The 12,706-nt window shown below is 69.5% G+C and carries 12 protein-coding genes; 9 read left to right on the plus strand and 3 right to left on the minus strand.

The window, feature by feature from the left end; all coding sequences use genetic code 11:
* Positions 1–9: 9 nt before the first annotated feature.
* Positions 10–2,202, minus strand: a complete 2,193-nt coding sequence (locus tag ABZ382_RS06505; protein WP_357085047.1) for a malate synthase G — start codon at positions 2,200–2,202, stop codon at positions 10–12.
* Positions 2,203–2,385: 183 nt separating this feature from the next.
* Here ABZ382_RS06505 and ABZ382_RS06510 point away from each other — a divergent pair, with 183 nt between their 5' ends.
* Genes ABZ382_RS06510 through ABZ382_RS06520 form a run of 3 tightly spaced genes read left to right on the plus strand, consistent with a single transcriptional unit; the run spans position 2,386 to position 5,062 of the window.
* Complete coding sequence (locus ABZ382_RS06510) at positions 2,386–3,132, plus strand: glucose 1-dehydrogenase (protein WP_357085049.1); 747 nt, start codon at positions 2,386–2,388, stop codon at positions 3,130–3,132.
* Positions 3,129–3,770, plus strand: coding sequence for a TetR/AcrR family transcriptional regulator (locus tag ABZ382_RS06515; protein WP_357085051.1), 642 nt, complete (start codon positions 3,129–3,131; stop codon positions 3,768–3,770). Before ABZ382_RS06510 ends, ABZ382_RS06515 begins: the two co-directional genes overlap by 4 nt.
* 2 nt (positions 3,771–3,772) lie before the next feature.
* Positions 3,773–5,062 (plus strand): acyl-CoA dehydrogenase family protein, encoded by a 1,290-nt coding sequence (locus ABZ382_RS06520; RefSeq protein WP_357085053.1) that lies wholly within the window; start codon positions 3,773–3,775, stop codon positions 5,060–5,062.
* A 12-nt stretch (positions 5,063–5,074) separates the two neighbouring features.
* Here the strand turns inward: ABZ382_RS06520 and ABZ382_RS06525 are convergent, their stop codons facing one another.
* Together ABZ382_RS06525 and ABZ382_RS06530 are read right to left on the minus strand one after the other, a co-directional pair.
* Positions 5,075–5,797: a hypothetical protein gene (locus ABZ382_RS06525; RefSeq protein WP_357085055.1), complete on the minus strand. Its 723-nt coding sequence runs from the start codon at positions 5,795–5,797 to the stop codon at positions 5,075–5,077.
* Between the two features lie 133 nt (positions 5,798–5,930).
* A complete protein-coding gene (locus ABZ382_RS06530; RefSeq protein WP_357085057.1) occupies positions 5,931–7,109 on the minus strand; it encodes a helix-turn-helix domain-containing protein in 1,179 nt (392 codons plus the stop codon).
* Between the two features lie 102 nt (positions 7,110–7,211).
* Here ABZ382_RS06530 and ABZ382_RS06535 point away from each other — a divergent pair, with 102 nt between their 5' ends.
* The 6 genes from ABZ382_RS06535 to ABZ382_RS06560 all read left to right on the plus strand — a co-directional run bounded on the left by ABZ382_RS06535 (position 7,212) and on the right by ABZ382_RS06560 (position 12,694).
* Positions 7,212–8,291, plus strand: coding sequence for a fatty acid desaturase (locus tag ABZ382_RS06535; protein ID WP_357085059.1), 1,080 nt, complete (start codon positions 7,212–7,214; stop codon positions 8,289–8,291).
* A gap of 40 nt (positions 8,292–8,331) precedes the next feature.
* A complete protein-coding gene (rd, locus tag ABZ382_RS06540) occupies positions 8,332–8,514 on the plus strand; it encodes a rubredoxin (protein ID WP_357085061.1) in 183 nt (60 codons plus the stop codon).
* Positions 8,515–8,517: 3 nt separating this feature from the next.
* Entirely contained in the window at positions 8,518–9,846 is a 1,329-nt protein-coding gene (locus ABZ382_RS06545) for an NAD(P)/FAD-dependent oxidoreductase (protein WP_357085063.1), read from the plus strand.
* Between the two features lie 3 nt (positions 9,847–9,849).
* Positions 9,850–10,830: an alpha/beta hydrolase gene (locus ABZ382_RS06550; protein ID WP_357085065.1), complete on the plus strand. Its 981-nt coding sequence runs from the start codon at positions 9,850–9,852 to the stop codon at positions 10,828–10,830.
* Between the two features lie 224 nt (positions 10,831–11,054).
* Complete coding sequence (locus ABZ382_RS06555) at positions 11,055–11,828, plus strand: ABC transporter permease (protein ID WP_357085901.1); 774 nt, start codon at positions 11,055–11,057, stop codon at positions 11,826–11,828.
* Entirely contained in the window at positions 11,828–12,694 is an 867-nt protein-coding gene (locus ABZ382_RS06560; RefSeq protein ID WP_357085067.1) for an ABC transporter permease, read from the plus strand. Before ABZ382_RS06555 ends, ABZ382_RS06560 begins: the two co-directional genes overlap by 1 nt.
* The last annotated feature ends 12 nt before the right edge of the window (positions 12,695–12,706 follow it).

Below are 12,706 nucleotides of genomic sequence, written 5' to 3' on the forward strand. Positions count from 1 at the left end.
GGCTGAGTCCTACACGCTCTTGTTGAACGCCTTGGCCTCGCGGCGGCGGCGGTGCAGGATCGGCTCGGTGTAGCCGTTGGGCTGGGTGGTGCCCTCGAGGACCAGTTCCTTCGCCGCCTGGAAGGCGATGGAGGCGTTGAAGTCCGGAGCCATGGCGAAGTACGACGAGTCGCCGGCGTTCTGGCGGTCGACGACCGGAGCCATGCGCTCGAGCGAGGCGATGACGTCCTTCTCGGTGACGATGCCGTGGCGCAGCCAGTTGGCCATCAGCTGGCTGGAGATGCGCAGGGTGGCGCGGTCCTCCATGAGGCCGATGTCCTTGATGTCGGGCACCTTCGAGCAGCCGACGCCCTGGTCGATCCAGCGCACCACGTAGCCGAGGATGCCCTGCGAGTTGTTGTCCAGCTCCTGCTGGATCTCCTCGGCGGACCAGTCGGTGTTCGGGGCGAGCGGGATCTCGAGGATCTCGTCGACGGTGGCGCGGGGGCCGCCCTTGGCGATCTCGGCCTGCCGCTTGAACACGTCCACCAGGTGGTAGTGGGTGGCGTGCAGGGTGGCGGCGGTGGGCGAGGGCACCCAGGCGGTGTTGGCGCCCGACTTCGGGTGGCCGATCTTCTGGACGAGCATCTCGGCCATCAGATCGGGCATGGCCCACATGCCCTTACCGATCTGCGCCTTGCCGGGCAGGCCGGTGGCCAGGCCGGTGTCGACGTTCCAGTCCTCGTAGGACTTGATCCACTGCTGGCCCTTCATCTCGGCCTTGCGGACCATCGGCCCGGCCTCCATGGAGGTGTGGATCTCGTCGCCGGTGCGGTCCAGGAAGCCGGTGTTGATGAACACCACGCGGTCCTTGGCGGCGTGGATGGACGCCTTCAGGTTCACCGTGGTGCGGCGCTCCTCGTCCATGATGCCGACCTTGAGGGTGTTGACCGGCAGGCCCACGACCTCTTCGATGCGGCCGAACAGCTCGTCGGTGAAGGCCACCTCGTCCGGGCCGTGCATCTTCGGCTTCACGATGTAGATCGAGCCGGTGCGGGTGTTGCGCTTGGCGGACTCGTCACCCGCGGCGTTGAGCGCGTGCTTGGCGATCAGGACGGTGATCAGGCCGTCCATGATGCCCTCGGGGATCTCGTTGCCCTTGGCGTCGATGATCGCGTCGGAGGTCATGAGGTGACCCACGTTGCGCACGAACAGCAGCGAACGGCCGTGCAGCACGAGCTCGCCGCCGTCGATCGCGGTGTACACGCGGTCCGGGTTCATGGTGCGGGTGAAGGTCTTGCCGACCTTGGTGACGGTCTCGGCCAGGTCGCCCTTCATCAGGCCCAGCCAGTTGTGGTAGCAGAGGACCTTGTCCTCGGCGTCCACGGCCGCGACCGAGTCCTCGAAGTCCATGATCGTGGTGACCGCGGACTCCAGAACCAGGTCCTTGACACCGGCGGTGTCGGTGGAGCCGATGGGGGAGGACGGGTCGATCTGGATCTCGATGTGCAGCCCGTTGTGCTTGAGCAGCACCGAAGTCGGGTTGGCCGGATCGCCCAGGTAGCCGACGAGGGTGTCGTTGTCGGCCAGGCCGATCTCGGTGCCGTCCTCGAGGCCGACCACGAGCTCGCCGTCCTCGATCGAGTACTTGGTGGAGCCGACGTGCGAGCCGGTGATCAGCGGCACCGCGTCGTCGAGGAAGTTGCGGGCCCACTCGATGACCTTGTCACCGCGGACCTTGTTGTAGCCCGAGCCCTTCTCCGCGCCGTTGGCCTCGGAGATGGCGTCGGTGCCGTACAGGGCGTCGTAGAGCGAGCCCCAGCGCGCGTTCGCGGCATTGATGGCGAAGCGGGCGTTCATCACCGGCACGACCAGCTGCGGTCCTGCCTGGGTGGCGATTTCGGCGTCCACGTTCTCGGTACCGATCTGGAAGTCGGCCGGTTCGGGACGGAGATAGCCGATCTCGGTGAGGAACTGCTTGTAGGCAGCCTTGTCGTAGCCTGCGCCCGGGTTCGCGCGGTGCCACTCGTCGATCTTGGCTTGGATGTCGTCGCGTTCCGCCAGCAGGGCGCGGTTGCGGGGGGCGAGGTCATTGATGACGGCCTCGGCACCCGACCAGAACGCGGCGGAATCAACTCCGGTGCCGGGGAGGGCCTCGTTCTCCACGAAATCGTGGAGCACCTTGGCAACCTGCAGCCCGCCGACCTGAATCCGCTCTGTCATCTACTGCCTCATTTCGAGAAGCCGGGTGGAAAAAGTACGCCCGTCATATTACTCGCGGTTACTGGGCGGTATTCCCCGGCCTCGCAGTGGGGGCCTCGGACGATGGGGGTTGTTTGTATCGATCGGTACATTTAATGTACTGGGTGGAACATTTTCCGGGGGCGCGACGCGAAGGTGCGATTCATGGGAAAAGCCTTGTCGGGCAAGGTCTCTGTGGTAACAGGCGGCAGCCGCGGGCTCGGACGGGAGATGGTGCGGGCGTTCGCGGCCGCCGGATCCGACGTCGTGATCGCCAGCCGCAAGCTCGACGCGTGTGAGGAACTGGCGCGGGAAGTGCGCGACGCCACAGGGCAGCGCGCCCTGGCCGTGGCCTGCAATGTGGGCGATTGGGGGCAGTGCGAGACGCTCGCGGAAGCGGCCTACGCGGAGTTCGGGCGTGTCGACGTGTTGGTCAACAACGCCGGGATGTCGCTGCTCTATCCCAGCTTGGACCAGGTTTCCGAGGCCATGTTCGACAAGGTGATCGCCACCAATCTGAAGGGGCCGTTCCGGCTTTCGGCGCTCATCGGTGCGCGCATGGCCGAGGCGGGCGGGGGATCGATCGTGAATATATCTTCGATCGAAGCGGCCCATCCCGAACCGATGGCCGTGCCGTACGCGGCCGCCAAGGCCGGTCTCGAGACGCTGACCGGCGGTTTCGCGCACAGCTACGCACCCACGGTGCGGGTCAACACCATTCGCTGCGGACCGTTCGACACCGATATCGCCAAGGCGTGGCCGCCGGAGATGCGCACGGAACTGGCTCGCCACACCTCACTCGGCCGTCTCGGCGTGCCCGCCGACATCGTCGGGGCCGCGCTCTTCTTCGCCTCCGACGCCTCGGCCTACTGCACCGGCGCGACTCTCGCCCTGGACGGTGGATTCCGATGACCGCCGCCGTCCCGGCCCGCCGCCGCGGCCGCCCGCCCGCCTCCGAGGCCGGGCCGGGGGAGACCCGGGAGCGGATCGTGGCCGCCGCGCTGGAGTTGTTCGCGGAGAAGGGCTTCCACGGCACCGGTGTCGCCGAGATCGGGGATCGGGCCGGGGTGCAGCGCGGAGCGCTGTACTACCACATCGGGTCCAAGGAGGAGCTGCTGTGGCAGATCCTCGGCGACTACACCCGGCTCATGCTGGGCGAGGCCGAGCAGATCGCGCACGGCCCCGACCATCCGGTCACCAAGCTGCGCAGACTGATCCACTCGCATGTGGTCATGATCATCGCGAACCGCGCCGCCGTCGCCATCCAGCTGCGCGACGTGTCCGCGCTCAACGGTGACCGGGCGCGCGAACTCCAGGACCTGCGCGACCGCATCCAGAACCTGTGGCAGCAGGTCATCGACGCGGGCACCGCGGCGGGTGTGCTGCGCACCGCCGACCACGTGGTCACCAATGGCGTGCTCGGCATGCTCAATTCGGTGACCTTCTGGTACCGGCCCGGCGGGCAGCACACGCCCGACGAGATCGCCGGCATCCTCTGCACCACCGTCCTGGACGGACTCATCCAACCGCGCACGACCACGAAAGGCTGACCATGGCTTGGGATTTCGGCACCGATCCGGAGTATCAGAAGAAACTGGACTGGGTCGCGGAGTTCGTCCGGACCGAGGTGGAACCCCTCGACCTGATCTACCCGAACCCGTACGACCGCACCAACCCGGAGATCCGGGCGCTCATGAAGCCGCTGCAGGAGAAGGTGAAGGAGCAGCAGCTGTGGGCCTGCCACCTGGGGCCCGAACTCGGCGGCCCCGGCTACGGGCAGTTGAAGCTGGCGCTGCTCAACGAGGTGCTCGGGACCTCGCAGTGGGCGCCGCTGGTGTTCGGCTGTCAGGCGCCGGATTCCGGGAACGCCGAGATCCTCGCGCACTTCGGCACGCCCGAGCAGAAGGCGAAGTACCTGCAGCCGTTGCTCGACGGCGAGATCGGGTCCTGCTATGTCATGACCGAGCCGACCGGCGGGTCGGATCCGACGGCGTTCCGGACCCGCGCGGTGCGTGAGGGCGACGAGTGGGTCATCAACGGCGAGAAGTGGTTCAACTCCGCCGCCGAATTCGCCACCTTCCACATCGTCATGGCGGTGACCGATCCGGACGCGGCCCCGCATCAGCGGCTGTCGATGTTCATCGTGCCCGCCGACACCCCCGGCCTCGAGATCGTGCGCAACTTCACCGTGCCCGGGTTCAGCGAACACGAAGGCCACCTGCGTTTCACCGATGTCCGCGTCCCCGCCGACGCGCTGCTGGGCGCGGAGGGCCTCGGCTTCATCGTCGCCCAGACCCGCCTCGGCGGCGGGCGTGTCCACCACGCCATGCGCACGGTCGCGTTGGTGCGCAAGGCCTTCGACATGATGTGCGAGCGCGCGGTGTCCCGCCCGATGGGCCGGGGCAATCTCGGCGGCAAGCAGATGACGCAGGAGAAGATCGCCGAATCCTGGATCGAGATGGAACAGTTCCGGCTGCTGGTGCTGCGCACCGCCTGGCGCATCGACCAGGAGCAGGACTACCGCAAGGTGCGCCACGACATCGCCGCCATCAAGGTCGCCATGCCGAAGGTCATGCACGACATCGCCCAGCGGGCCATGCACCTGCACGGCGCCATCGGCGTCAGCACCGACCTGCCCTTCACCGACATGATGACCTACGCCCAGATCATGGCCATCGCGGACGGGCCGACCGAAGTCCACAAGATCACCCTCGCCAAGGAGGTCCTGAAGGGCTACGAGCCCGCAGACCCGGTGTACCCCAGCGGCTTCCGTCCGGCCCTGCGCGAGAAGGCGCGGGAACTGGTCGCCGAACGCCTCGAACACACCATCGCCAACCTCTGACCGGTCGGCGGATCAGGGTTGGCGGGGCTCGATCCAGAGGGCCTCGGACAAGGCGCACAGGTCGCCGTCGGCGGTCGAGAGAGCCACGCCGACAGTGTGTTTGCGGCCGTCCCGCGCGACCACCCAGGCGTGGGAGATGTAGTCGGCCCCGGCGTACATGGGCTGGAGCTGGGTGGCGGAGAGGGCCGCGGTGAACGCGCCGAGGCCCATCTTCGAGAAGGCGAAGGCGGCCCGCCCGCCGGGGCAGTCCAGCGCGGACCAGACCACTTCGGGCGGGAGTTCGCCGGTCTCGTCGCCGAGTCCGGCATCCGGAGTCCAGGCGGCGGCCATCATCCGCTCGCCGGGCAGCTCGGAGGGGAACAGGCGCAGTCCCATGCCGGGCGCGCAGGCCAGACCGCAGCCGTAGCAGTCGGTGACGGCCCGCTTGCCCGACAAACCGATCTCGACAGCCGATTTCGCCGCCGCCCACGGCGGCGTGGGCCGCGGGTCGAGGGTGAGAGTCGTCGGCGCGGCCTCGACCAGCAGGGTGTCGTCGGTGGCGGAGAGAGCGGCGCGGCCGTCGTCGGGGTGCGACAGCAGGATCGGGGTGCTGACCGGAACGGCGCGGCGGAAGTCGACGCGCACGGTGTCCGCACCGGAATGCGCCGCCAGCAGGCCCGCGAGGTACCCGCCGAACGCCACCTCCGGATATCCGTGGATGTGCGCCGGAATACTGAGCGCCTCGGCCCGAGTCATGCTGATGGTCAACCTCTCCCGGCCGTGCGGCCGATCATCCACCTCGACCATACCCAGGGCCGGTCCGGTCGCCGCCGGTGAGATTTCGCACTCCCCGCGCCGGCGACACCGTCGGGCACGGGCGATGACGCCGTCAGGCCAGGGCGATGACCAGGTCGAGCACTCGGTCGGGGTCGTTGAGGTCCTCGCCGAGGAGTTCGCGGATGCGGTCCATGCGGTAGCGGACGGTCTGGGGGTGCAGGACCAGGGAGCGGGCGACGTCCTCGCGGCGGCCCTGGTGCAGCAGCCAGGCCCGCAGGGTCTCCTCGTAGCGGGCGCGGGTGTCGGGGCGCAGGTGGTCGAACACCGCGAGGGCGGCGGTGCGCTGGCGGGCGCGGGTCGGGGGGTCGGCGTGGATCACCAACGCCGACAAGGATTCCTCGGTGTCGATGGGGCCGGCGCCGTGCGGACAGCAGGTCCAGGCGCGGGCGGCGAGGACCGCCGAGTAGCGGACTTCGAGCCAGGGCTGCTCGGGGCCGACAGCGGCCGGAACTGCGGCCAGCCGGCGCAGCAGTACGGCGCGCGAGAGTTCGGCGGTGGTGGGCGCGAGCAGGATGGTGAGGTCGGGTTGGGGGCCGCCGGGCATGAGGTCGCCGCCCGCGTGCAGGGTGCGGTGGTCGAGCAGCGGGACCGCGTTGCGGGTTTCGGCGCGGGGGAGCACGATCGCCAGCATCGATTCCGGCGGCTGCCAGGCGGCGATCAGGGCGGTGGCCGGGATCTCGTCGCGGGGTGCGCCGGACAGGAGTTGTTCGGCGAGCTGTTCGCGGCGGCGCTGCCGTTGCTGGCCCGCCGCGGTCATCTCGTCGGCGTGGCCGCTGACGCTGGCCGCGGCGAGATTGTCGATGTAGACGAAGTTGAGTTCGGCGAATCGCGAGATGTCGGCGGTGCCCATGCCGTGGGCCTGTGCGGTGGCGCTCCAGTGCCGCCAGGCGATGCGCGCGCCGAGGCGGAAGGCGGCGTTGAGCGCGTCGATCGACCGCCCGGACTGGGCTTCGAACCGGCCGAGATCGAAGGCCGCCTGTTCCACCGCGGCGTGATCGAAACTCGGTCCGCCGGGCCGCGGACCGCACGCCGACATCAGGAACCCGTTGATCATCACCTTGATGGCCGCCGCCGCCAGCTCGCTGAGCTCGCCGACGAGCAGATCGGCGAAGACCGGAAGGTCTCGCGACACGGTGTCGATGACGTCCGTGGCCGCCGCGTGGCGCTCGGCGTAGAGCGCCCGGGCGATGTCCGCGGGAACCATCGGCTCGGCGTTCCAGTCGTAGTTCACACCCTGAGTATGAATCATCGCCGAGATTCACTCCGTTAGGCCAAGCGTTCACCTGCCGGGAGCAGCAAAGCTGGTAACCGCGATATCCCCGGAGGAGGAATCATGAGAATCGCGACCAGACTGCCCGGCGAGCGTTCCCTGGCCGCCGGCGACGCGGACAGGATCGCCCACATTCGCGGGGCGCTGATCGAGATCGGCAACGAGTGGCGGGCCCGGCACCCGTGGCTGGCCTCGCATCAGGATCAGATCGGCCTGGGATTCTTCATCGTCTCGATCGTCGGCGTGCTCGGCGACGGCGTCCTGTACGGCCTGGGCGTACTGCCCTGGTGGGCAACGATTCTGGTGACGGCGTTCTGGCTGTCGGTCCTGCACGAGCTCGAGCACGACCTCATTCACTCGATGTACTACCGGACCAACCGGATCGTGCACAACACGATGATGTTCGGCGTCTGGTTCTTCCGCCCGAGCACCATCAACCCGTGGGTCCGCCGCCGCCTGCACCTGCACCACCACGAGGTGTCCGGCACCGACTCCGACATGGAGGAGCGGGCCATCACCAATGGTGAGGGCTGGGGCCCGCACCGCACGGTCAGCCTGATGGACTCGTTCCTGGGCATGTACACCAAGCCGCTGCGCATGCGCCGCATCGTGGAGTCCTACATCGAGCACGAGGCCCGCACCCCCGCCGAGGCCCGGCAGCTGGCGGCCAGCAACGCGCTGTCCTACTTCCCGCTCGGCCTGTTCCACTACACCCTGTGGCACCTGTTCCTCGGGGTCAGCGTGTACGAGTTCTTCGCGGGCCCGGCCGCGATCCCCGGCCGCGAGGTGCTGACCTTCCTGGCGGTCACCATCCTGGCCCCCAACGCGGTGCGGACCTTCTGCCTGCACTTCGTCAGCTCCAACATGCACTACTTCGGCGATGTGCAGGCGCACAACGTGCTGCAACAGACCCAGGTGTGGACGGCGCTGTGGCTCAAGCCGTTCCACGCGCTGTGCTTCAACTTCGGTGAGACGCACGCGATCCACCACTTCCTGGTGCGCGACCCGTTCTATCTGCGCGAGGCCATCAAGGGCGACTGCCAGCGGGTGCTGCGCGAGAACGGCGTGCGGTTCAACGACTTCGGCACCTTCCGGCGCGCCAACCGGTTCACCCTGGCCGCCCCCGCGCCGATCGAGCCCTGAGCCCGGTCCGCGCTCCCATCGACCCCTCGAAAGAACAGTCATGACAACCACCACGACCGACCAGCTGTGGGTCTGTGTCCGCTGCGGCATGATCTACGACCCCGCCGACGGCGACCCGGACGGCGGCATCGCCCCCGGGACCGCGTTCGAGGACATCCCCGAGGACTGGGTCTGCCCGGTCTGCGGCGCCCGCAAGTCCGACTTCATCCCCTACGAGGACTGAACCGTGACCGGCACCCCCGAGGACGGCGAGTACGTCGACATCCTGCTGATCGGCGGCGGCGTGGCCGCCGCCGGCGCGGCGGAGGAGCTGCGGCGGCAGGGCTTCGACGGCAGCATCGCCCTGGCGACCCGGGAGAGCGACCCGCCGTATCACCGGTTCCCGCTCACCAAGGATTACCTGCGCGGCCGCTACGCCGTCGACGACCTGGCGGTGCACTCGCCGGAATGGTGGCCGGCCCACGACATTCGACTGTGGCTGCGCGCGCCGGTGATGGATCTCGATCCCGACGCGGGCACCGCCCGCATCGGCCGCCGCACGGTGCGCTGGGGCCGGGCGCTGCTGGCCACCGGCGCCAGCGTCCGGCTGCTCGACTGCCCGGGCGCGGCGCTGCGCGGGGTGCACTACCTGCGCACCACCTGGAATGCCGACGATCTGCGCAAGGACCTGCTGACAGCGCGCGATGTGGTGGTGATCGGCGGCTCGTTCGTGGCCGCGGAGACCGCCGCCTCCATCGCCGCGCTCGGCCACCGCACCTCCATGGTCTTCCCGGAGCCGGTGCCGATGGCCCGCGCGCTGGGCCTGCGCATCGGCCACATCGTGCAGGGCGAACTGTTCCGATTGGGCGTCGACCTGCACGGCGGCCGCACGGTGGAGGCGCTCTACGGCGACGAGCGGGTGACCTCGGTCGCGCTCGACGGCGGCGAGCAGCTGCCCGCCGACATCGTGGTGGCCGGAATCGGCGCCCGGCCCGAGGTCACCCTGGCCAAGCGGGTCGGCTTGACGCTGGGCCGCTCCGGCGGCGTCCGCTGCGACGCGACCCTGCGGACCGGTCACGAGAAGGTATGGGCCGCAGGCGATGTCTGCGAGTTCGACAGCATCCGCCACGGCCGCCGCGTCCGGATCGAACACGACCGGGTGGCCGCGGCCCAGGGCCGCCACGCCGCGCGCGCCATGCTCGGCGCGACCGATCCCTTCGACAGCTACCCGTATTTCTGGACCAGCATCGGCGAGGACCTGCACATCGACGTGCTGGCGCTGGACGCGCCCGGCCGCGAGGTGACGCCGGTCGATCAAGCGTCCCTGCGCAATCTGGTGGCCTGGCAGCGCGTACTCGGCGGCGGTCCGGGACCCCGGCCCGCGGCCTTCCGGTTCGAGGCCGACGGCCGGACCACCGGCTACGCCTCGATCAACGGCGCGCTGTCGGTGCCCGCGGTGCGACGCGAACTGACCGGAGGTCCCGCGGCCCCGTGGGAAAGGAGCGCGTGCATCACCGAACCCGCGGTGCTGCCGTGTCCCCGGCCGCCGTTCCCGCGGCCCGGCACGGGGCTGTGATCGATGCCGCGGCGGTGGCGCACGCTGGGTCGGCGCGAACTCACCCGACTGCGGGATTCAGCGGAATTCCAGTTGTACGACGGGTTTCCGCTGGGCCGGGAGCTGCCGATCCGGTCGGCGGACGGCACCGAGATCCACGCCGAGGTCTTCGGGCCCGAGGACGGCTATCCGGTGGTGCTGACCCACGGCTTCTGCTCGCGGATCGACTTCTGGACCCATCAGATCACCGCGTTGTCGGCCGAGTGCCGGGTGATCGCGTTCGATCATCGCGGGCACGGCCGCAGCGGGCGGCCGCCGCGCGGCGGCTGGACCATCGAGCACCTGGGCGATGATCTCGCGACGGTGCTGCGCACCGCGCTGCGCCCGGGTGAGCGGGCGCTGGTCGCCGGTCATTCCATGGGCGGCATCACGATTCAGTCCTGGGTGCAGCGTCATCCCGGCGAGGTGGAACGCTTCGCGGACGCCATCGCCTTGATCAACACCAGTCCCGGTGGCATCGGCACCACGCTGGCCGCCACGCTGTCCGGCGGCGGGCTGAGCGCCCCGATGTCCGCCGTCCTGGACCGGGTCGCCCCGGCGGCGGCGAAGGCCTTGGGCGGGATGCCGGTGCCCCGGCGACTGCCCCGGCGCGGTGCGCTGATGTCGCCGGTCGTGATCGGCGCGACGGCGCGCCCGGCCGCGCGCGCGTTGATGCAGGAGCAGGTGCTGACCACCCCCGCCGCGACCCGCGCGGGCCTGACGCGCGCACTGCTGCGCCTGCGCGACGGCCAGTTCGGCATCTCGTGGCTGACCGCGCCGACGCTGGTGATCGGCAGCACCGACGATCAGCTGCTGGGTTTCGCCGCCTCGCAGCGACTGGTGCGCCGATTCCCCAATTCCGCGGGCCTGATGGAACTTCCGGGCGGGCACAGCGCACCGGTGGAGCACCCGGACGCCGTGACGGCCGAGCTCCGGAGACTGATCGGCCTGCCCGTGCCGATCTGACCGCCCACCCTCACCACCCCGATCCGACGGTAAGGCATGCCAATGACGACATACTTCATCGACCACGGCGCACGCCGCGACCCGCACGGCGCCGGAGGTGCCGCGCGGTGACCGGCTCGCGTGCGGCGATCCGGACCGAGCCGCCGACACCGCCGGAACCCACGCTGTCGACGCGGGTGGAACCCGGTGCGGCGCAGGTTCTTCGCGCGAACTTCGCCGACACCGTGGTGTCCGCGGTGCGCACCCTGGGCCGTCTGGTGGACCTGTCCGGGCAGGCGATCGGCGGCGCCGTCGTGGACATCGTGCGCCTGCGCTTCAGCTGGCCCGAGGCCTTGCGGCAGAGCTGGTTCTTCGTCACCGCCACCGCGATTCCGGCGGTGCTCATGGCGATTCCGTTCGGCGTGATCGTGTCGGTGCAGGTCGGCACCTTGATCCATCAGCTGGGCGCGGACTCGCTGCTCGGCGCGACCGGCGGGCTCGGCGTGATCAAACAGGGCGCGCCGACCGCGACCGGGCTGCTGCTGGGCGGTGCGGCGGCCTCGGCCATCGCCGCCGATCTCGGGGCGCGCACCATTCGCGACGAGATCGACGCATTGCGCGTGATGGGCGTGGATCCGGTGCGCCGCCTGGTGATTCCGCGGCTGGTGGCCATGGTGTTCGTGGCCCCGCTGGTCAACATCCTGATCATGTTCGTGGGCATCGCCGCCGGGTACCTGGTCGCGGTGACCGCGCAGGGCGTCACCTCCGGCAGCTACTGGCTGACCTTCGGTTCGTTCACGGTGCTCGGGGATGTGCTGGTGTCGCTGGGCAAGTCGGTGCTGTTCGGGCTGATCGTGGTGCTGGTTGCCTGCCAGCGCGGACTCGAGGCCAAGGGCGGCCCGCGCGGGGTAGCCGACGGCGTGAACGCGGCGGTGGTGCTGTCGGTGCTGGGGATCGTGCTGCTCAATGTTGCGCTCACCCAGCTGACCACCATGTTCCTGCCGGTGAGGTTGGCGTGATGGTGGCGAGCGAGTATTCCCCGAAACTGCTGCGCGGCGTGTTCCGCGCGTTCCGTTCCCGCGAGCGGGCGTGGGTGCCGCTGGAGAACGCCGGCTTCGTGCTCGGGTTCGTGTGGCAGGTGATCGCCTCGATCCCGTTCACCCTGCGCCACTACCGATCCCAGACCATGCGGGTCATCACCGATATGACCTGGGGCCGCGATTCGGTGATCGTCGGCGGCGGCACGGTGCCGATGCTGGCGGTGCTGGGCCTGGCCATGGGGGTCGGCGTGGGCATCGAATCCTTCGCCACCCTGGACATGCTGGGCATGGGCCCGCTGACCGGGATCGTGTCCTCCTTCGCCAATACCCGTGAGCTCGCGCCGATCGCGGCGGGCATCGGATTCGCCGCGCAGGCCGGGTGCCGGATGACCGCCGAGATCGGTTCCATGCGCATCGCCGAGGAGATCGACGCCATCGAATCGCTCGGGTTGCGGTCGCTGCCGCTGGTGGTGACCACGCGGGTGATCGCGGGCGCGGTGGCGATCGTGCCGACCTTCCTGGTCGCGCTGATCCTGGCGTACCTGTCGTGCCGCACGGTCGTGGTGGTGCTGCACGGGCAGGCGGCCGGGGTCTACGACCACTACTTCTTCCAGTTCGTGTCCGGCTGGGACATGCTCGCGGCCGTGCTGAAGGTGGTCGTGTTCACCGTCGCGGTCATCCTGATCCATTGCTATCAGGGCTTTTTCGCGACCGGCGGCCCCGAGGGGGTGGGCATCGCGTCCGGGCGGGCGGTCCGGGCGAGCTTCGTGGCCATCATCGCCCTGGACATGGTGCTGTCGGTCGCGCTGTGGGGGTTCCACTCGGCCATCGAGTTCACGGGATGAGGGGTATGGCAC

The sequence above is a fragment of the Nocardia sp. NPDC005825 genome (genome assembly GCF_040630175.1).
GTDB lineage: Bacteria > Actinomycetota > Actinomycetes > Mycobacteriales > Mycobacteriaceae > Nocardia.

Excerpts from the sequence above, each read along its gene's own strand:
- rd (WP_357085061.1), top strand. The coding sequence starts at position 8,332 with ATGACAACCACCACGACCGACCAGCTGTGGGTCTGTGTCCGCTGCGGC.
- ABZ382_RS06535 (WP_357085059.1), top strand. The coding sequence starts at position 7,212 with ATGAGAATCGCGACCAGACTGCCCGGCGAGCGTTCCCTGGCCGCCGGC.
- ABZ382_RS06560 (WP_357085067.1), top strand. The coding sequence starts at position 11,828 with ATGGTGGCGAGCGAGTATTCCCCGAAACTGCTGCGCGGCGTGTTCCGC.
- ABZ382_RS06550 (WP_357085065.1), top strand. The coding sequence starts at position 9,850 with ATGCCGCGGCGGTGGCGCACGCTGGGTCGGCGCGAACTCACCCGACTG.
- ABZ382_RS06510 (WP_357085049.1), top strand. The coding sequence starts at position 2,386 with ATGGGAAAAGCCTTGTCGGGCAAGGTCTCTGTGGTAACAGGCGGCAGC.
- ABZ382_RS06515 (WP_357085051.1), top strand. The coding sequence starts at position 3,129 with ATGACCGCCGCCGTCCCGGCCCGCCGCCGCGGCCGCCCGCCCGCCTCC.
- ABZ382_RS06505 (WP_357085047.1), bottom strand. The coding sequence starts at position 2,202 with ATGACAGAGCGGATTCAGGTCGGCGGGCTGCAGGTTGCCAAGGTGCTC.
- ABZ382_RS06520 (WP_357085053.1), top strand. The coding sequence starts at position 3,773 with ATGGCTTGGGATTTCGGCACCGATCCGGAGTATCAGAAGAAACTGGAC.
- ABZ382_RS06525 (WP_357085055.1), bottom strand. The coding sequence starts at position 5,797 with ATGACTCGGGCCGAGGCGCTCAGTATTCCGGCGCACATCCACGGATAT.